The 18,800-nt window shown below is 69.2% G+C and carries 17 protein-coding genes and 1 pseudogene; 5 read left to right on the top strand and 13 right to left on the bottom strand.

Annotated features, from left to right (window positions below; genetic code table 11):
* Positions 1 to 20 precede the first annotated feature (20 nt).
* Both cysN and cysD read right to left on the bottom strand, forming a co-directional pair.
* Entirely contained in the window at positions 21 to 1,823 is a 1,803-nt protein-coding gene (cysN, locus tag VF106_RS03245; RefSeq protein WP_330838029.1) for a sulfate adenylyltransferase subunit CysN, read from the bottom strand.
* A complete protein-coding gene (cysD, locus tag VF106_RS03240) occupies positions 1,823 to 2,674 on the bottom strand; it encodes a sulfate adenylyltransferase subunit CysD (protein ID WP_330838064.1) in 852 nt (283 codons plus the stop codon). Before cysD ends, cysN begins: the two co-directional genes overlap by 1 nt.
* Positions 2,675 to 2,795: 121 nt before the next feature.
* Here cysD and VF106_RS03235 point away from each other — a divergent pair, with 121 nt between their 5' ends.
* Positions 2,796 to 3,425, top strand: coding sequence for a TetR/AcrR family transcriptional regulator (locus tag VF106_RS03235; RefSeq protein WP_330838028.1), 630 nt, complete (start codon positions 2,796 to 2,798; stop codon positions 3,423 to 3,425).
* Positions 3,426 to 3,702: 277 nt separating this feature from the next.
* Here the strand turns inward: VF106_RS03235 and VF106_RS03230 are convergent.
* The 9 genes and pseudogenes from VF106_RS03230 to VF106_RS03190 form a co-directional block, all read right to left on the bottom strand.
* A pseudogene (locus tag VF106_RS03230) lies at positions 3,703 to 4,449 on the bottom strand (MHYT domain-containing protein); the annotation flags it as partial.
* A gap of 282 nt (positions 4,450 to 4,731) precedes the next feature.
* A complete protein-coding gene (locus tag VF106_RS03225) occupies positions 4,732 to 5,244 on the bottom strand; it encodes a hypothetical protein (protein ID WP_330838026.1) in 513 nt (170 codons plus the stop codon).
* Positions 5,245 to 5,261: 17 nt separating this feature from the next.
* Positions 5,262 to 5,906, bottom strand: coding sequence for a hypothetical protein (locus tag VF106_RS03220; RefSeq protein WP_330838025.1), 645 nt, complete (start codon positions 5,904 to 5,906; stop codon positions 5,262 to 5,264).
* 168 nt (positions 5,907 to 6,074) lie between these two features.
* Positions 6,075 to 8,525, bottom strand: a complete 2,451-nt coding sequence (locus VF106_RS03215; RefSeq protein WP_330838024.1) for a polysaccharide lyase family 8 super-sandwich domain-containing protein — start codon at positions 8,523 to 8,525, stop codon at positions 6,075 to 6,077.
* 72 nt (positions 8,526 to 8,597) lie between these two features.
* The gene (locus VF106_RS03210) at positions 8,598 to 9,449 is read right to left on the bottom strand and encodes an alpha/beta fold hydrolase (RefSeq protein WP_330838023.1); all 852 of its coding nucleotides are present in this window, start codon (positions 9,447 to 9,449) and stop codon (positions 8,598 to 8,600) included.
* The gene (locus tag VF106_RS03205) at positions 9,446 to 9,820 is read right to left on the bottom strand and encodes a DUF8711 family protein (protein ID WP_330838022.1); all 375 of its coding nucleotides are present in this window, start codon (positions 9,818 to 9,820) and stop codon (positions 9,446 to 9,448) included. The genes VF106_RS03210 and VF106_RS03205 overlap by 4 nt, the downstream gene beginning before the upstream one ends.
* Positions 9,821 to 9,896: 76 nt before the next feature.
* A complete protein-coding gene (locus VF106_RS03200; RefSeq protein ID WP_330838021.1) occupies positions 9,897 to 11,075 on the bottom strand; it encodes a hypothetical protein in 1,179 nt (392 codons plus the stop codon).
* 270 nt (positions 11,076 to 11,345) lie between these two features.
* Positions 11,346 to 11,972 (bottom strand): hypothetical protein, encoded by a 627-nt coding sequence (locus tag VF106_RS03195; protein WP_330838020.1) that lies wholly within the window; start codon positions 11,970 to 11,972, stop codon positions 11,346 to 11,348.
* Between the two features lie 78 nt (positions 11,973 to 12,050).
* Positions 12,051 to 13,259: a glycosyltransferase gene (locus VF106_RS03190; RefSeq protein ID WP_330838019.1), complete on the bottom strand. Its 1,209-nt coding sequence runs from the start codon at positions 13,257 to 13,259 to the stop codon at positions 12,051 to 12,053.
* 104 nt (positions 13,260 to 13,363) lie between these two features.
* On the opposite strand from VF106_RS03190, the gene VF106_RS03185 reads away from it, so the two are divergent.
* Positions 13,364 to 14,011: a hypothetical protein gene (locus VF106_RS03185; protein WP_330838018.1), complete on the top strand. Its 648-nt coding sequence runs from the start codon at positions 13,364 to 13,366 to the stop codon at positions 14,009 to 14,011.
* Here the strand turns inward: VF106_RS03185 and VF106_RS03180 are convergent.
* Positions 13,994 to 14,260, bottom strand: coding sequence for a putative signal transducing protein (locus VF106_RS03180; protein WP_330838017.1), 267 nt, complete (start codon positions 14,258 to 14,260; stop codon positions 13,994 to 13,996). The two genes, VF106_RS03185 and VF106_RS03180, sit on opposite strands and share 18 nt — an antisense overlap.
* 74 nt (positions 14,261 to 14,334) lie before the next feature.
* On the opposite strand from VF106_RS03180, the gene VF106_RS03175 reads away from it, so the two are divergent.
* From VF106_RS03175 to VF106_RS03165, 3 genes are all read left to right on the top strand, one after another.
* A complete protein-coding gene (locus VF106_RS03175) occupies positions 14,335 to 15,693 on the top strand; it encodes an NAD-dependent succinate-semialdehyde dehydrogenase (RefSeq protein WP_330838016.1) in 1,359 nt (452 codons plus the stop codon).
* A 126-nt stretch (positions 15,694 to 15,819) separates the two neighbouring features.
* A complete protein-coding gene (locus VF106_RS03170; protein ID WP_330838015.1) occupies positions 15,820 to 16,521 on the top strand; it encodes a polysaccharide deacetylase family protein in 702 nt (233 codons plus the stop codon).
* 5 nt (positions 16,522 to 16,526) lie between these two features.
* Positions 16,527 to 17,774, top strand: coding sequence for an SGNH/GDSL hydrolase family protein (locus VF106_RS03165; RefSeq protein WP_330838014.1), 1,248 nt, complete (start codon positions 16,527 to 16,529; stop codon positions 17,772 to 17,774).
* Positions 17,775 to 17,777: 3 nt separating this feature from the next.
* On the opposite strand, the gene VF106_RS03160 is transcribed toward VF106_RS03165, so the two are convergent.
* A complete protein-coding gene (locus VF106_RS03160; RefSeq protein WP_330838013.1) occupies positions 17,778 to 18,776 on the bottom strand; it encodes a type VII secretion protein EccE in 999 nt (332 codons plus the stop codon).
* Positions 18,777 to 18,800 lie beyond the last annotated feature (24 nt).

The raw sequence follows: 18,800 nt of genomic DNA, 5'->3' as shown, positions 1-18,800 counted from the left end.
TGAACGCGCGACTCGCGGGGTTACCAGACGCCGCTCGTGGTTAGGTGGGCCAGTACCGCGTCCGCGGCTTGTTCTGGGGTCAGTTCTGTTGTGTCCAGGTGGAGTTCTGGGGTGTCCGGGCGTTCGTACGGGGAGTCGATGCCCGTGAAGTTCGGGAGTTCGCCTCGGCGGGCCTTGGCGTACAGGCCCTTCGGGTCGCGTTGTTCGGCTACCTCCAGTGGGGTGTCGACGAAGACTTCGCAGAACTCCTCGGCCGCGACCTTGCCGCGGGCCAGCTCACGCTCCGCACGGAACGGGGAGATGAACGACACCAGCACGATGAGGCCGGCGTTGACCATGAGCGCCGCCACCTCCGCGACGCGGCGCACGTTCTCCACGCGATCGGCGTCGGTGAAGCCCAGGTCCTTGTTCAGCCCGTGCCGCACGTTGTCGCCGTCGAGGACGAACGTATGCCGGCCCGCCAGGTACAGGCGGCGTTCCACCAGGTCGGCGATCGTCGACTTGCCCGCGCCGGACAGGCCGGTGAACCACACGACACAGCCGCGGTGCCCGTTCAGCCTGGCGCGCATCGTCTTGTCCACCGACATCGACTGCCAGTGCACGTTCGTGGCCCTGCGCAAGGTGTGGCGTACGAGGCCGGCGCCGACCGTCGCGTTCGTCAGGTGGTCGATCACGACGAACCCGCCGAGGTCGCGGTTGGCGCGGTAGGAGTCCAGCGCGACCGGCTGTTCGAAGTGGACGTTGCCCCTGCCGATCTCGTTGAGCCGTAGCGTCTTCGCGGCAAGGTGGGTTCCCGTGTCGATGTCCAGCCGGTGCTTCGGCGCGTCGACCGTGAGCCCGACGGTCCTGGCGCCGACCTTGGCGAGGTACCGCCTGCCGGGCAGCATCTCCTGCTCGGACATCCAGATCAGGTCCGCCTGGCACGCGTCGGTGACCTCCGGCAGGTCGGTCGCGGCCAGCACCGCGCCGCGCGAGACGTCGAGATCGTCGGCGAGCACGACCGTGATCGACTGCCCGACAGACGCTTCAGCCAGGTCGCCGTCGAACGTGACGATGCGCGCAACCGTGCTGCTGGTGCCGTCGGGCAGCACGCGCACCTGGTCTCCCACCTTCACCGACCCGCCGACCACGAGCCCCGACACGCCGCGGAAGTCCGCGTCCGGCCGGTTCACCCAGCGCACGATCATGCGGAACGGCCCGGGCCGCACCGCGTCGACGGGCACCGTCTCCAGCCATTCGAGCAGGGTCGGGCCGTCGTACCACGGAGTCCGCGCGGCCCGGCCGACCACATTGGACCCGTCGATGGCCGCGATCGGCACGCACGTTACCTCGTCGATGCCGATCCCGGCGGCGAACTCGCGGTACTCCTCGGCTATCGCGGCGAACCGTCCCTCGTGGAAGCCGACCAGGTCCATCTTGTTGACCGCGAGCGCGACACGGCGAATGCCCAGCAGCGACACGACATGGCTGTGCCGGCGGGTCTGCCGCAGCAACCCCTTGCGCGCGTCGAGCAGGATCACCGCGGCGTCCGCCGTGGACGCGCCGGTGACCATGTTGCGTGTGTACTGCTCGTGGCCTGGCGTGTCCGCGACGATGAACCGCCGCCGTGACGTGCCGACGTACCGGTACGCCACGTCGATCGTGATGCCCTGCTCCCGCTCGGCGAGCAGCCCGTCGACGAGTGAGGCGAGGTCCATGCCCTGCGACGTGAGCGCCGCGAGCTGGTCGGTGTGCAGGGCACGGCTGTCGTAGAGCAACCGCCCGATCAGCGTGCTCTTGCCGTCGTCGACACTGCCACACGTAATGAAGCGCAACAGATCCATCAGAAGTACCCGTCCCGCTTCTTGCGTTCCATCGAGCCGGACTGGTCCCGGTCGATGACCCGGCCCTGCCGTTCGGACGTGTCGGCGGCGACGGTCTCGTCGATGATCTCGCGCAACGTGGTGGCCGTGCTGGGGATCGCGCCGGTGAGCGGGTAGCACCCCAAGGTGCGGAACCGAACCATCTCGTGCGACGGCTGTTCACCAGGACGCAGCGGCAGGCGATCGTCGTCGACCATGATGAGGGTGCCGTCCCGCTCGACCACCGGACGGCGGGCGGCGAAGTACAGCGGTACCACGGGAATCTCCTCGCGTTCGATGTAGCGCCAGATGTCCAGCTCGGTCCAGTTGGACAGCGGGAACACGCGGATGCTCTCGCCGGGCGCCTTCCGCGCGTTGTACAGCCGCCACAGCTCGGGCCGCTGGCCACGTGGATCCCACTGGTGGTCGGCGGTCCGGAACGAGAACACGCGTTCCTTGGCACGCACGGGTTCCTCGTCGCGCCGCGCACCGCCGAAGGCCAGGTCGAACCGGTGCTTGTCGAGCGCCTGGCGCAGGCCCTGCGTCTTCCACAGGTCCGTGTGGGTGGCCGAGCCGTGGTCGAACGGGTTGATGCCGAGGGCCAGGCACTCGGGGTTGCGGTGGACGATCAACTCCAGGCCGAGCTCAGCCGTGACGCGGTCCCGGAAGTCGATCATCTCACGGAACTTCCACGTGGTGTCCACGTGCAGCAACGGGAACGGCGGCTTCGACGGGTAGAACGCCTTGCGTGCCAGGTGAAGCAGGGTCGATGAGTCCTTGCCGATGGAGTACAGCAGTACGGGACGCTCACTTTCGGCGGCTGCCTCGCGCATGATGTCGATGCTTTCCGCCTCGAGCCAGTCGAGATGCGTTTGCACCCGACCGATGGTAGGCCTCTTTTGAACATCGTTCAATATGCACTGAACGTTGTCCGAACTTGCTAGGGTGGTGATCGTGACAACGGAGACCACTGGGGAGACGACTGCCTGGGGCGACGCGAAGGCACGCAGACGCGACATCCTCTCGTCCGCGGAGAAGCTGCTGGCCGAGTCCGGTTACGCGAGCCTGACCATGCGCGCCATCGCCGTCGGCGCCGGGGTCAGCTCTGGCACGCTGTACCAGTACTTCGAGGGCAAGGAGGACGTGTTCGTCGCGTTGATGGCCGCCCGGCTGGAGACGCTGCGGACCACCCTCGACGGGCTCGACCGGGGCATCGGCATCGCGGGCCTGCTGCGGGAGATCGTCCCGCAGGTACGGGAGCTCTGGCGGCTGTTCGGCCGGTCCGCCCAACAGTGGGAGTCGAAGGTGCTGGCCGGCGGCCCGAAGGGCAAGCGCGCGGTCACGTCGGCGACGATCTTCCGGAAGATGGCCCGCTCACTGGAACGCGCACTGTCCGAAACGGCCGCGGCGGCGGGCCACACGCTGGTCGACCACCCGGCGATGGCCTACTGGGTGTGGGACTCGCTCATCGGCCTGGCCGACGACATCGTCCACGGCGGCTCGCTGCAGGCACGCGTCTCCACGACCCGCCTGATCGACTTCGCCACCGAGGCGATCGAACGAGGCATCGTGGCACGCGCATGACGAGAAAGATGTAGCCGATGTCTCGGACAGGCGGGTGCCCGAGACATCGGCTACCGGGATCGCCGGCATGTCCTGAGGGGGTAGGCAGGACATACCGGCGGAGTGCCTATCGCCGCCGTGCCTGTTGGCGTGGGATGCGGTCGCGCGGATCGACGTGCCGGGAGGTGCCCAGCTGGCTCACCCCGTGCCGGTTCGGGCCGGGCGTGTGCCGGGGCGCGAGGGGCTCCTGGTCGGGGGGCATCTGCGACAGGGCGGTCCCCGCGCTCGGCGGGTCGTCGCTGTCGGACCACGTCGAGGCCATCAGCACCGCGTAGATCGGGATCGCCAGTGCCAGCACGGCCAGGACGAACACCGGGAAGAGGAACGTGAACACCTCGACACCGGTCGGGGCGGGCGCGGCCAGGTCGATGTCCACGTTCACCGCCGCCATGCCGGTGTAGTGCATGCCCGTGACCGCGAAGGCCATGATCAGGCCGGCCACCCCGCGGAGCACGACGGAGTCGAACAGGACCGTGAACAGCAGCGCGGCGGTGGAAGCGACGATCGCGATCGCGACCGACAGCCACACCATGCCGTGGTCGTAGCTGATCCGGCCCTGGACCTGGACCGCCCACATGCCCGTGTAGTGCATCAGGTTCACCGCGAGGCCCATGATCAGGCCGCCCAGCAGCAGCCGCCACACGGAGAAGCGGGGTCGGACGCCGAACACCACGAGCCCGACGAACACCGCGCTGATCGACAGCACCGCCGAGATGACCGTGCGGCCGATGTCGTAGCGGACCGGCAGGCCCGGCGTGTCGAAGCCGAGCATCGCGATGAAGTGCATCAACCAGATACCGACGCCGCCGATGGACACCGCGGCGAGCACCAGCCAGCCGATTCGCGAACTCCCGTCACCGCCGCGGCGGGCCTGCAGCGTGCACGCCAAACCCACCACACAACCCACGACGGACACCAAATACGCGAAGAACACCAACCAGCTACCCATCGCAAAATGGTGGACGTGCCCGGCGGCGACAAGCATCACGAGGCCCCCTTCCTCTTTGACCGCGCGCCCGCCCCAGCTCAGCGCTTGAAAAATACCCTTACCAGACTCACTACTCCAGACGAACCAAGATAAAAGTCCAGTTGGTCATACCGTGTCAAGCCCCTTACGTGCCAGGTCGCTCGCGTGCAAATTGCAGCAGGCAAGAAGCTGAATTGACCGAATTGACATGTCAGGAAATCACAAAAAGCGACGCGGATCGCAACTAGCGGCGATCCGCGTCAATTAGCTACTCACGGGTTCAATAACACATGAGCCCACTCAGGCGTTCAATAGCTGGTCGAAGAACGACCGATACTCGTGCATTGCGACCCGCAGTTCCTCGGTGTCGCCGCTGTCACGCCACCGGCCGCCGAGGCCGCGCTTGCGTTCGGACAGCTCACGGATCGCCTCGTCGACCAGTTCGTCGGCACTTTGCAGTGCGCGCGACGGGTCGTCCACGAAGTCGGCCTGCAGCTCGCGCCACCGGTCCCGGAACCGGCTGACCGCGCCCTCGTCGAAGAACCCGGTTGCGGCCGGCAGCTCGGCGGAGCCGGTGGGGGTAGCGGGCTCCTCGACCGTCTCCACCGGTTCGATCGTCTCGACCTCGACCGTCTCGGCCACGGGCTCGTCGGGCTTGTCGTGCTTGTCGTCCTGTCTGTCGGCGACACTCCCGTCCCGCGGAAGATCACCCATAGCGGGGATACGGTCGGTCGGCGGATGGTCGAAGCCAGCCGGCTCCTCGACGATCCGTTCGTCGCGCACCGGTCCCGGTGCGGTCCTGTTCTCAGCCATACGTTGTCGCCTCCAGCTCAGCGTTTGACGTGCGTGCGGTCCACCTGACGGTCCGCGTTGCCGTCGCTGGCCACTCGTGCCTCCGGGATCTCGCCCGCCCGGGTGTCGGCGCGACCGACGGCCCGGGTGTCGGCCTGACCGACCAGCTCGCGGAAGATCGTCCGGTAGTGCACGACCGCCTGCCGCAAGTCCTCGGTGGCGGCCTCACCGCTCTCGTGCCTCGTGCGGATGTGGTGGCCGGCGCGGTAGTTGTCCACGACCGACGCGTGCTCGACGGACAGGTCGGCCGCCTGCTGGTCGAAGCCGTCGGTCGGGTAGCCACGGTCCCGCATCACGGCGTGGACCAGGCCGTCCGCCTCGACGACGGCGTCACCGGGTTCGTCGACGAACCGCTCCTGCACCCGCGCCCACTGCTCGAGGTAGGTGGCACGCTGGCTGTCGGACAGCGGCCGCAGCTTCAGCTGCGCGTACCGCTTCTCCCTCTCGCTGAGCTCCCGCTCGGCGGCCCGGCGGTTCTCGGCCGCCCCGACGCTGCGCTCGTACTCAGGTCCGAACCGGTTGCGCAGGCGGCGGCTACGCGCGAACCCGCCCAGGAACCAGCCGGCGGCGAACAGCGCCGCGAGCAGCACTACAACAAGCACAATAATTGCCGCGGTCGACATCGCGCGCTCCTTCCTCACGTGGACGTTGAGCAGGAACGGGGTGCCCGGCACGGTCGGAATGAAACCGTCGGGTCCGAGATTGCGCCGCCCGGAGCAGCACCGGCCCACCGCTCGGCAGAGCTGGGCCGCAAGCCCACGGCAGAAGGTCTGACCAGGACAAACGACCCGTCAGCGCAAGGTGACCGTGAAGGTACGGCCGTAGGCCTGATGAGTGGTGACTTTCACGAGCGTGCCGCCCGGCACGCGGCGCACCTGGACGCCGTCGTCCGCGGCGATCGCTCGCAGTGGCGCGCCGTGGACGACGACCGAGATCTCGTCGCGGTTCATCGTCGGGTCCGAGATGGCCAGTGTGACCACGTCCTCCTTTCTGAGCAGCACGGACGCCGGGCCGTGCACGGTCAACCGGTCGGGGTGATGCCAGCCGCCGGCGAAGGTGTTGACTCCCAACAGATGCAGTCCCGGGTGCGTGACGGCCTGCACCTCAGCGGTGTTGACGACCACCCGCACCCGTGTCGCCGGGCGGGCGCCGGCGTTCGGGACCAGCGCGTATGCCAGCGCGTCCCTCCTCGGCGCGACCGTGGCGCAGAAGACGTTCTTGGTGACCGCGGTGTCCGGGTTGGACGTGCGGACCACCCGCCGGCTGCGGGTCACCGGCGACAGCTCGACCGTCACCTTCTGCCGGTCGAGGAACACGTAGCCGAGCGAGGTGCCCTCGGTGTCGTTGGCGTACCGCAACCACGCCAGCTCGGCCGTCCCCGTGCCACCCCACGGGCGGCCGTCACGCCGGGCGCCCGTGACCACGACCGCGTCAGAAGGCTCGGCGATCCTGCTGTCCACAGTGGTCACCACGGCACGACGGGCCGGGTCGCGGATGCCGGCCGCCAGCACCACGATCTCGTCGTCGAACAGGAACCACGACTTCGCCGAACGGGCGTTCTGGTACGCCACGAAGTCGGGCGGCAGCAGGGCCTTGTCCACCCACGGCACGTCGTCCGACTGGACCATGCCGGCGACCCCGTAAACGCCGAGCGTCGCGCCACCGGAGAAACCGTTGGTGCCGCGGGGAAAGTACACGTACCTGTTCTGCGACTCCGACGATGACGTGAAGCCGGCGGCGGGGTTCTCGTACCAGAACCGCCCGTACAGCTCGGGCACCGTCCGCCGCTCCTCGACCGGCGCGGTGATGCCCGCGAGCCGGTAGGGCGAGACGGTCGTGTAGTAGTCGACGCCGAACGCCTTCGTCTGGTCCTGCCCGGACAGGTACAGGTAGTAGGCGCCGTCGCCCTGGAACCAGGGCATCAGGTTCTCGCCGTTCATGTACTCGTACCTGCTGATCCGGTCCGAGCTGCGGGCGAGCGCGAAGGCGTAGCCGGGCCGCAGGTGCACGGTGCGGTCCATGGCGTTGAACGCGACACTGCGGGACGGCGGGTTCACGTCGGCGGCCGGGATCGTGCCGTCGGCGAGGATGTCGGCGTAGCGCCGCACGCTCTCCGGGGAGACGAACGCGGCCGGGTCCGTCGCGGCGGAACGGAGGAACTTGACGTATCCCTTCAGCGGCAAGGGATCCGTGACGTAGTCGGCGAGGTCCACAATGGCCTCGACGACCACCGCGACGTCGGCGTAGCCGGTGGTGGTCCGCGACACCGCACGGCCCTTGACGATCTCCATCAGCCAGCCCTCGAAGATCAGCGGCGCGAACCCGTTCACCACCCAGCCGCGTACGACGTCGGCCAGCCCGGCGCCGCCCGCGTACGGGGTGCCGTCGAGCATCTTCACCGCCTGCACCACGCGGGTCAGCAGCGCCTTGCCGTAGGAGCCCGTGTAGGCGACTGAGTGGTGCTGGATGAACGATCCGTCCGTGTAGTAGCCGTCGGTCACCCCGTGGTCGAGGCGGTAGGGATCGATGGTGGCGAACACGGTGGCCTGGTCCGCGACGGCCTTGGTGACCCTGGCCTCGTCGCCGAGCAACGCGCCCTGGAGCATGCGGTTGGTGGTGATGTCGGCGAGGTTCGCTCCCGTGTGGAACCTCGAGTCGAGGTCGACGTCGCCGTTCTTCCCGTTGCGCAGGTAGGCGTCCATCGAGGTGACATAGGTGGCGACGAGGTCGGTCGGCACGTTCTCCAGTAGCGCCAACATCTTGCTGACGTGGGTGGAGATGCCGATCTCCCAGCTGTGCCAGTTGCCGTAGTAGCCGGCCGCCTGGTCGCCGTAGTAGCGGTCGTGCAACCAGACGAGCCCGTCGAGCACCCGAGTGGCCGCGTCCGCCGGGACATCGGCGCCGGGAGTGCGGGTGGCGAGCGCGATCTCGTACAGGTTCTGGAAGGCGCGGACGAGGTTCGGGTCGCTGGTGCCGAGCGGCAGGCCGGCGAACAGTTCGCCGTCACCGGCCGCGTCCATGGCGGCCAGGTTCGTCCGCGCGGCCCGGCTGATCGCGGCGATCTTGGTCGCCACCTCGGGCCGCGCGTTGGACTCGGCGGTGCCCGCGAAGATCGCCACGGTGTTGGTGACGAGCCGGGACAGACCGGTGGCCGGTTCGGCGGCGGAGATGCCCGGCCGGGCCACGGCGAGCAACCCGGCGGCGGGAACGAGCGACAGCACCTGGCGGCGGGACAGTTCCATGCGCGGCTCCTCGAAACAGATCGTTCCGAGGATTCAAACAGCCCGACCGGTACTACGTCACGTCCTAACGGTTCATTTGGTGGAGAATTGACGATCAGTGAGCAGCGCCGCCGCTTCCTCCGGGTGTACCAGGAACCCGACGTGGCTCGACTCCAGCGTGCGCACGTCGAACGGGTTGTCCGGGGTCAGCGCGTCGGCCTCGCGGATGAAGCGGTCCTGCAGGGCGATCGGGATGGACGTGTCCCGTGCGAGCCGGATGTACGTGCGCGGGATCCGGCCCCAGGTCGCGGCGTCCACCCGCTCGGTGCCGGCGTCGAGGCTCTCGTCCGGCTCGAGGGTGTTCAGGTAGGCGAGGAACTCCTGCTCGCTGCCGTCGGCGAGCATCGCTTTCTTCAGCGCAGCCAGCAGCGCCGGATCGGCGGTGCGCCAGTTCATGCGCAGCGCACCGAGCGTCGCTGGGTCGCCGGTCAGCACGCCCGCGGTATCGCCCAGCGCGCTGGTCGCGTACTCGGGCGTCGCCATGTACTCGCCGACGGTCAGGTCGACGCAGCACCAGGCGGAGATGTAGACGATCCGGTCGACGAGCTCCGGAGCCTTGTTGCCGACGCCCGTGAGCGTGGCCCCGCCACGGCTGTGTCCGACGAGGAACACCGGGCCGTGCTCGCCTGCCCGCCGAAGAACGCCGATCACGTGGTCGACCGCGTCGGCCAGGGTCACCCCGGCCAGGTCCGACGGCGTACTCGCCAGCGCTCCGAGGTCCTGGGGCGCCTGGTAGGACACCGGGAACGGCGCCGAGAAGCCATGGCCGGGCAGGTCGACGGCCAACGCGCGGTGCCCGAGGAGGGCGAGCTCGCGCATCAGCGGCGCCCAGCTGAACGAGTTGCTGTTGGAGCCGTGGACGAACACGTAGGTCGGGTCGGTCACGTACAGGCCTTCCTGAGCGCGTCGAGGCGTTCGGTGTTCCGCTTGACCCAGCCGGCCACCACGCCGGCGTCCTCGATCCGTTCCTTCTGCACCTGGAGGTAGGAGTCGGCGAGCCCGAGGATCGAGGCCTTGACATCCTCGTCGGCGACGTCCTCCGCCAGCTCGCGCAGGCGGCGTTCCTTGTCCTCGGCCCGCTGCTTGAGCCGCTCCTGGTCGACGAGCGGGTTGAGGTCGGCGAGCCCGAGGGCCTCAGCGCAGACCGACGCCTTGTCGGCGACCGCTCCCGCCTCGTCAACGGCCGAGTTGACCTCGGCACATCCGGCCAGCACGAGCAGCGATGCCAACCCGACGCACATTCCCCGCAGCCCCATGACGTTCAACCTACAGATGCGGCCGGCAAAGAGCGTCGCCCGGACGGTTGGTTCCGTCTGGGCGACGCGTGGGTGATCAGTCGTTCAGTACGAAGAACCCGGCGACATCGAAGATCAGGTCGACGTTACCGGAGTTGTTGTTCATGCCGTCCACCGCGTATTCCTCGAACTTCACGCTGTAGCCGACCCCGACGGTGACCGCGTTGGCAGCGGTCTGGCCGGTCGTGAGGTTGAGGTTCGACGTGGCCAGGCGCCGGGCACTGGCCGGCCAGAGCGTGATGTGCTGGTCCTGGGTGGCGTTGGTGCCCGTCAGGTTCGCCGCCACGGCGGTGACGTTCTCCTCGAAGCCCCGGAAGGTGATGCCTTCTTCATTGAGGCCGAACGCGCCGCCCGGCCGAGTGTCATACCATCGAATCGGGGTGACCGCGACGAAGTCACTGCCGACGCCGTCACGGTAGTAGCCAAGGACGTCCACGACGAAGTGCACCTCGCCGAAGGCGTTGTGCAGGCGCACCGTCTTGGTGCTGTCCAGCGGCACCGTGACCTGGTTCGGCACCACCTCACCCGGTGAGACGTTCAGGTTCGACGTCGGCGGCTTCGGCTGGCCGGAGGTGTACGCCGTCACGACGGTCCTGCGTGTCGCGTCCACCGCGGTCACGTTGAGTACCACCGCCTTCGGCTGGTCCCACGACGGCAGCGACAGTCGCACGTCCACCACGCCGCCAGGCCCGATCGGCGGCATGATGGTCCGGGTGTCAATCGCCCGGCTCGCGGGGTGCTCGGCGGTGAACTTGGCGCCCTGGTCGGTCGCGTAGTAGCCGGCGATGTCGACGACCACGTGCGTGGTGCCCACGGAGTTGTACAGCGTCACGCGCCGGTCCGGACTCAACGCGACGGTCACCGCGTTCGCCCTTGTCTGGCCGGGAAACAGGTTCAGGTTGGACGTCGCGGGCAGCGGCTGGTCCGAGGGGTAGGCCGTCAGGAACGTGCTGGCGGTTCCCTCCGTCCCGACGACGTTCAGCACCACCGCCACCGCGGTGGCGGGTGTCTGCCCCGACAGGTCCACCGTGATCGTGCCGCCCTGGCCGACGGGTGTCCTCGTGTCCCGCGTGTCCAGCACCCGCTGCGGCGTCAGCGCGACGAACCGCGAAGGAGCCGACTCGTTCGCCTGCGCCGCCGCCCCACTCGGCAGCTCTTGTTCGGCTCCCGCATCGACCGCCCCCGCGAGCATGACCGACACGACGGCAGCAGCCATCGCAAATCTTCGAACGTTCATTTCGTTGTCCCCCAAGGACATCGATGCACACGCCCCCGCACGTGCACTTGCATGGATCTTTCGGACAGGGGACGTGCCGTCGAACCACCGGTTGCTCCCGCCGTTCAAAATCTTTTGGCATGAGGAGGTTTTCGGTGCGGGAGCAAGGGGTAGGCACTGGGTGCCGGGGCGGAAGCAGGGCCGCCGCCGGCGTGACGAGGACCGGACCGGCCGGCATTGCCCTCGTAGACCGGCCGGGTCCGGCCCTCCTCAGCCCGTTCCCTCCTGGGCACCGTCCGAAGTGAACGCCTCGTCCGCGCCGCTCTCCAGATACACGTGCTGGTGTCCGTAGCCCGCGTCGATGTTGATCTGGTCCAGCTGTGCCGCGCCAACCGACCACGTGGTGACCGCCAGGTCCCGCTGTCGCAGGGCCAGGTCGCGCAGACCCTGCTCGTAGGTGTCGACCGCGACCGCCAACTGGTCGACGGCCGTGGTCAGGCTGCCGCGCGCCACGTTGGTGGCGGTGCTGCCCGACGGAGGGTCGTCGAAGGATCGCGCCGCCGTGGTGACGGTCTGCCGCCAGGACGCCACGTCCGACGCCGGGGCCTCGCCCTCCAGGCCCGCCAGTACTGGGGCCAGGTCGTCCCGCATGGTGCGGGCCAGGTCGGTGAGGGACTTGATCTGCTCGGCGTCCCGTGCCGCGTCGGCCGCACGGATGTCGTCTGTCATCCGTTCCTGCTCGCTCGGCTTGCCGGCCAGGTAGCCGCCACCGCCGAACAGCACCGCGCCGACCGCGAACCCGATCAACGCGAACACCCACACCGGGCGTTTCTCTGGCGTCTGCCCCAGCCGGAACGACCGGGCGCGGCGCCGCACGGGCGCGGTGGTCTTGGACATGAGCAGGGTCCTCCTTGACCGGTGATCTGTACCGATCCTGCCCAACGACCGGCTCCCGGCGCCAGCCCCGGATACCTCCTATCCCCTGCTGCCCGCGAGCTGCGCGGTCTCGAGGCAGGACTCGTAGATCCGGGCCGTCTGCGCCGCGATGACCGACCACGGGTACCGCGACTCCACCCGGTCGCGCCCCGCGGCGCCCATGAACGTCCGCTTGATCGGGTCGCCGAGCAGCGATTTCAGGGCGGCGGCGAGCGAGGCGCGGCGACGCGGTGGCACGAGCACACCGGTCACGCCGTCGACGACGGTGTCGGTGAGCCCGCCGACCGAGGAGGCGAGCACCGGCACGCCGCAGGCCATGGCCTCCAACGGCACGATGCCGAACGGCTCGTACCACGGCACGCACGCGACCACGTCGGCGGAGCGCAGCAGTTCGGGCATCCGGTTGCGCGGCACCTGCCCGGCGAGCCGCACCCGTCCGGCGACGCCCAGTCTCTTCGCCAGCTCACGTAGCCGTTTGGCCTCCGGGTCGTCCGCCATCCTGGCCCGGGCCGGGCCGGCCGCGATGACCAGTTCGGTGTCCGGCAGGCTGGGCAGCACGGCGATCAGTTCGGCGAAACCCTTGCGCGGCACCAACCTTCCGACGCTGACGAGCCGGTGTTCGAGCTTCTTAGCCGGCCTTGGCCCGTCCGGGACGAACCGCGCACAGTCCACTCCGGACGGCACGATCTCGATCCGCTTCTTCGACAGCCCCATCATGCTCAGCTCGGTCACCTCGTCCGCACACATCGCGATGATCCGGTCGGCATTGCGGCCGACCAGGCGTTCGGTGGCGATCCGGCTCGGCGGGCTCGTGTCGACCTTGCCCTGGTAGCGCCGCTTCACGGTGCCGAGCGCGTGGTAGGTGTGCGTCATCGGCACACCGTGACGCTTCGCCGCCACCGCGGCGACGAGACCGGACATCCAGAAGTGCGAGTGCACGACGTCCGGCTTCTCGGTCCGCCAGTGGTCGTCGACGAACTCGGTGAACGCGGCCATGTGCGGCAGCTGCTCGTCCCTTGGCACCGAGCGGGGCGGGCCGGCCGGCACGTGCACGACGCGATAGCCCTGCGGGGTGGTGACGAACCGGTCCTGGTCGGGAGCGTTCTGTCTGGTGTAGACGGTGACGTCGTGCCCGTCGGCGGCGAGTGCCTTCGACAGCTCCGCAACGTGGAGGTTCTGGCCGCCGGCGTCCACTCCTCCGAGCACGGCGAGCGGGTTGGCGTGTTCGGAGATCATGGCGATGCGCATGTGTCGGATTTTTCCGAGCGCAGTCCTCGATAAACCGCATCGTCCCAACTACTACGCAGTGTGATCGGCGCATGGTTTGCCCGGAAACGGGTACGCGGAGCGCCATGCACGAGTTGGTCTCGGCGCGCGGACCGTTTGTCTCCGTCCATCTACCGCCCGGCACGGACGCGTCGGAGCTGCTCGACCCACTGGATGTCGGCGCTGCCACGCGCACGACGTTGAAGCGGACGCTCGCCTCCGGCGCCGGTGTGGACGGTCGCAGCGTCATCGTGGCCGGCTCGCACGTGCTGGTGGACGAGCCACCCGCGTGGTCGCCGCCGTCGCTGGCGTTGCGGGTGTCCGATCTTCCCTATCTGCTGCCGCTCGCACCCCGGCACGCCGTACGGGCGCTGGTGGGTTCCGTCCCGGGACGGGCGGTGTTCGACCAGTTCGTGATCGAGTCGGCCCGCCCGGAGGGGCTCGTGGTGGACGGGCTCGCCCGGTGCGCGGCCACGGTCAGCGCGGGGGACGCGGAGGCGCTGGTCGTGCGGCTCGACCTGATCGGGGACCGCGCTGTGTGGGTGGGCGGCACACACCGTGACGAGGTGGCGGCCGACCCGGAGACCACCCGCGCGGCCGGTCTGCCGCCCAACCCGCAGCGCGCCGACGAGGCGTTGCCGATGGCCGCGCTCGCCATCGGCGCCGAGGTGCTCGTGACCGAGGACCTGCCGCTCGCGGACGGTGTCGGGGTGTTGCTACGAAATCCGGAGTGAGTCCTCGAGGCCCGCTTCGGTGAGCAGCTCACGCGCCTGCGCGTGCTGCTCGTCGGCGACGAGGATGCGCGGGACGACGGCGCCGATGGACCCCTCGATGACGCTGATGTTCGAGTCGGCGACGGTGTGCTTGATCTTCGCGTCGTCGAGCAGCGACGCCGCGAACGAGATCAGCACCGGATCGTTGGACCGCAGCAGCTCCACCATGGCGGCTCCCCTCTCGTTGCCGACAGCGTAGCGCTCCAGCATGACATCCCGTCGCAGATTGTATACAGTATTCGTTTTTGCCTATAGTTTTGACACAAGACGACGAGAGGCCTCTGATGTACACAGTCACCAACCCGGCGACAGGCGAGCTGGTCGAGGAGGTCGCGAACGCCACGGACGAGCAGGTGCGGGCCGCGATCGACCGCGTGCACCACGGCTTCGCGGCGTGGCGGCGCAGGCCCGTCGCCGAGCGCGCGAAGATCGTCGCCAGGGCCGCCGAGCTGTTCGCCGAGCGCTCCGACGAGCTCGCGGCGATCATGACGCTGGAGATGGGCAAGCGGATCAACGAGGGCCGGGGCGAGGTCGGCATCGTCGTCGACATCTTCAACTACTACGCGGAGCACGGGCCGGCGCTGCTCGCTGACGAGCCGCTGCGGATCCGCGGCGGGGAGGCGGTGATCGTCAAGCAGCCGATCGGCGCGCTGCTCGGCGTGATGCCGTGGAACTTCCCGTGCTACCAGGTCGCGCGGTTCGTGGCGCCGAACCTGGTGCTGGGCAACACGATCCTGCTCAAGCACGCCTCGATCTGCCCGCGCTCGGCGACCGCGATCGCGGAGATCCTCCACGACGCGGGGGTGCCCGAGGACGTGTACGTCAACACGTTCGCGGCCAGCCGGCAGGTGCCCTCGATTCTCGCCGACCCACGCATCGTCGGCGTATCGCTCACCGGAAGCGAGCCGGCGGGCATCTCCGTCGCGACCGAGGCCGGGCGCAACCTCAAGAAGACCGTGCTGGAACTGGGCGGCTCCGACCCGCTGATCGTGCTGGACACCGCGGACCTCGACGAGACGGTGAAGGCGACGGCGACCGCTCGGATGCGTAACTGCGGCCAGTCGTGCAACGCACCAAAGCGGATGATCGTGCTGGCCGACCTGTACGACGACTTCGTCGACCGGATGTCCAAGCATGTCACCGACTTCTTCCAGCCGGGCGACCCGGCCGACCCGGCGGCGAAGCTGCCGCCGCTCGCGTCGGTCGCGGCGGCCGACGAGGTGGCGGAACAGGTGCGCAGGGCGGTCGAGCAGGGCGCGACACTGCGGGCCGGCGGCAACCGGATCGAGCCCGGCGCGTACCTGGCGGCGACCGTGCTGACCGACATCACACCGGAGATGGACGCCTACTACGAGGAGATCTTCGGTCCGGTGGTCGTCGTGTTCCGCGCGGAGACCGAGGACGAGGCGATCGCCATCGCCAACGACTCGCCGTTCGGGCTCGGCGCCAGCGTGTGGGGCACCGACCCGGCCCGCCTGCGCCGCGTCGCCGACCAGATCGAGGCCGGCATGGTGTATTTCAACCGGGCCGGCGGCTCGGTCGCGGACCTGCCGTTCGGCGGGATCAAGCGATCCGGCATCGGCCGTGAGCTGGGCCCGGCGGGCATCGAGGAGTTCATGAACAAGAAGGCGATCAGGTTGTAGCACCGAAACTTTCGGCCCACTTTCCCCGCTTGTTGACAATTGATCGCGACAATCTCTACATTAAATTCCGGGAACAATTCCGAAACTTCCGGAATTCGTAAAGGCGCGATCGACGGGAGAACCAGTGTGGCCGCCGCGAGAACCCTGACGTATCTACTCGTTCCGTTACTGGTCGTCGGCGCCACCATGGCCGCGACGCCGGCGCATGCGCAGCGGCATGCGCCGGCAACACCGGTGATCGTCGACTCGACACGGGATGGTGGGCGAACCGTGTCGCTCACCTTCGACGACGGTCCGGACCCGCAGAACACACCACGGCTGCTGAACCTGTTGCGGCGCACCCATGTCCGGGCGGTGTTCTGCCTGTGGGGCGACCACGTGCGGGAGAACCCCGGCCTGGTGCGGCGGATCGCGGCCGAGGGCCACATCCTGTGCAACCACTCGGCACACCACGACGACATGAGCACGTGGACGCCGGACGCCATCCGTGCCGACCTGCTCGAGACCAACGCCGCCATTCGGGAAGCCGTGCCGTGGGCCAGGATCCCGTACTTCCGCGCGCCGTTCGGGGCGTGGGGTGTGAGCCCTGACGTGGCTGCCGAACTGGGGATGCAACCCCTGGGGTGGCGGCTGGCCATCGGTGACTGGGAACCGCCGGGCACGGACGTGTTGGTCGAGCGAATACTGACCGGGCTCACCGAGGGCGCCGTGGTGCTCATGCACGACGGCGGCGGCGACCGCACGCAGACCATCGAGGCCGTGGCGGCGGTCGTGCCGCGGCTGCGAGCCGACGGCTGGCGGTTCAGCGTGCCGGCGCGGCGGGGGTGAGCGTGATGAACTCCCGCCTGCTCGCCGTGCTCGCGAGCTCCGCGCTGCTCTTGTCCGGGTTCGCCGCGGCCGACGGTGAGACCGGCGCCCCGCCACCCGCGAACTGGGTCGGCACGTGGGCGAGCGTGCCGACGGCCACCCCGGCCATCTCGACGCCGGCACTGAACAACGAGACGATCCGCCAGGTGATCCACACCAGCGTCGCCGGGAGCGAGGTGCGGTTGCGGCTCACCAACGAGTTCGGCACCCAGGCGTTGCGGATCGGCGAGGTGCACGTGGCCCGGCGGACCACCGGCACGAACATCGACCCGGCCACGGACCGCGTGGTCACGTTCAGCGGCACCCGCTCCCCCGTCATCCCGGCCGGTGCGCCACTGCTCAGCGACCCGGTCCGGCTGTCCGTGCCGGCCCGAACCGATCTCGTGGTGAGCATCTACGTGCCGGACCCGACGCAGGTCACCACCCTGCACGCGTTCGCCAACACCGGCAACGTGGTCGCGGCCGGCAACGTCACCGACGACGCCGCGGTCACCGGGCGCACGGTCGGCCAGTGGTACTTCCTGTCCACGGTGTCCGTGCGCGCCGACCGGAGCACGGAGGCGATCGTCGCGTTCGGCGACTCGATCACGAACGGCTCGGCGACCGAGGCGGACACCAACACCCGGTGGCCGGACCTGCTGGCGAGGCGGCTGCGCAACGACGGCGTGCTGAACCTGGGCGTGGCGGGCAACCGTCTGCTGCACGATCCGAACCCGCCACCGGGAAGCAACGCGGAAAGCTTCGCGAAGTTCTTCGGCGAAAGCGCCCTGCGTCGGTTCGACCGGGACGTGCTGGCACAGCCGGGCGCGGAGTACGTGATCGTGCTGCTCGGCGTGAACGACCTCGGCCACCCGGGCACGGTGGCGCCGCTGTCGGAGACGGTGACGGCGGAGGACATCATCGCCGCGCACCGCCAGCTGATCACGCGTGCGCACGCCGAGGGCCTCACGATCTACGGCGCGACGATCCTCCCGTTCAAGGACGACACGCTCGGTTTCTACACCCCGGAGAACGCGGCCAAGCGCAGGGCCGTGAACAACTGGATCCGCACGAGCGGCGGGTACGACGGCGTCATCGACTTCGACAAGGCGACCCGCGACGCGGCCGATCCGGAACGTCTCCGCGCGGAGTTCGACAGCGGCGACCACCTCCACCCCAACGGCGCGGGCATGGCGGCCATGGCGGCGGCGATCCCGCTCCAGTTGTTCCGCTGAGGTTTACGCGAGCGGCAGGGTCGCCAGGACCCCTTCGGCCTGGCGGCCATCCGCCGCGAGCAACCGGATGCCCACCTTGGCGGCCGCCTTCCTCGGCGTGAGCCAGAACCGCTGGTTGCTCGCCACCGCGAGGCGAACCGTGGCCGTGGCGTGGGGCGTGTCCCGGCTCAGCGAGTACGCGGTGGCCGTGAACATCGCCTCTGGCACGCACCGGCCGAGCAACGTCACCGCGTCGGCCGGTGCACGCGCGGTGAAGCAGGACTGGTGAACCGGCCCGGCGGACCAGTCGTGCCACGCCTCGACGGGCTGCGCGTCCGAACTGACACCGAGGGCGACCATCAACTCCTGACAGAGTTCCGGCAGGTCGAGCACGGCACTGGCACACCCGGCACCGGCGAGGTCACTGACGAGCCGCTGCGCGGCACCGGCCACCGCCTTACGACAACCGACGTCGCCACCGCCCCGGGCGAGCGCGGCCCACGGCGCGTCGGCGGCCCGATAGCGCAGGGCAAGCCAGTGCACCCGCACCGGCCAGGGGTTGGCTGGCACCGCCCACACCACCAACCGAGCACCACTGACGGGATAGTCCGTGCGGCTGACTGCCTTGTGCAGCAAGGAAACCAGGAGCGCGGGATCGGGGTGCGCCGCCGGCGCCACCCGGACCACGGCGATCGTGTCCTCACCGACGCACGCGATCCCGGTCCTGTTGCCGACCCGGTCCTCGTGCTGGAACACCTGTAGCCGAGGCACGACGGTGTGGACGGGAGTCGGCGCCTTGGCGGGAGAACGCCTGCGCCGCCAGACGAAGCGCGCGAACACCACTGCCCACTGGTATCCGCACAGGCCACCAACCCGAACCGAGGTCATCGCGACGAGGAGCCCCGCCAGTGCCATCACGGTCACCGAGACGGGCGTGACCCGGAAACCCGTGGCGAGCACGGCAAGCACGGCCACCTGCCAGGCGACGACCCGCCCAGCACCGAGGGGCAGCAACCACCCCAAGGGAGTCCTTCGTGGACGCCTCAC

Source organism: Actinophytocola sp. (assembly GCF_036378875.1).
Classification (GTDB): Bacteria; Actinomycetota; Actinomycetes; order Mycobacteriales; family Pseudonocardiaceae; genus Actinophytocola.
Note: the sequence above shows the minus strand (reverse complement) of the source record. Positions and strands in the feature narration are given on the sequence as shown.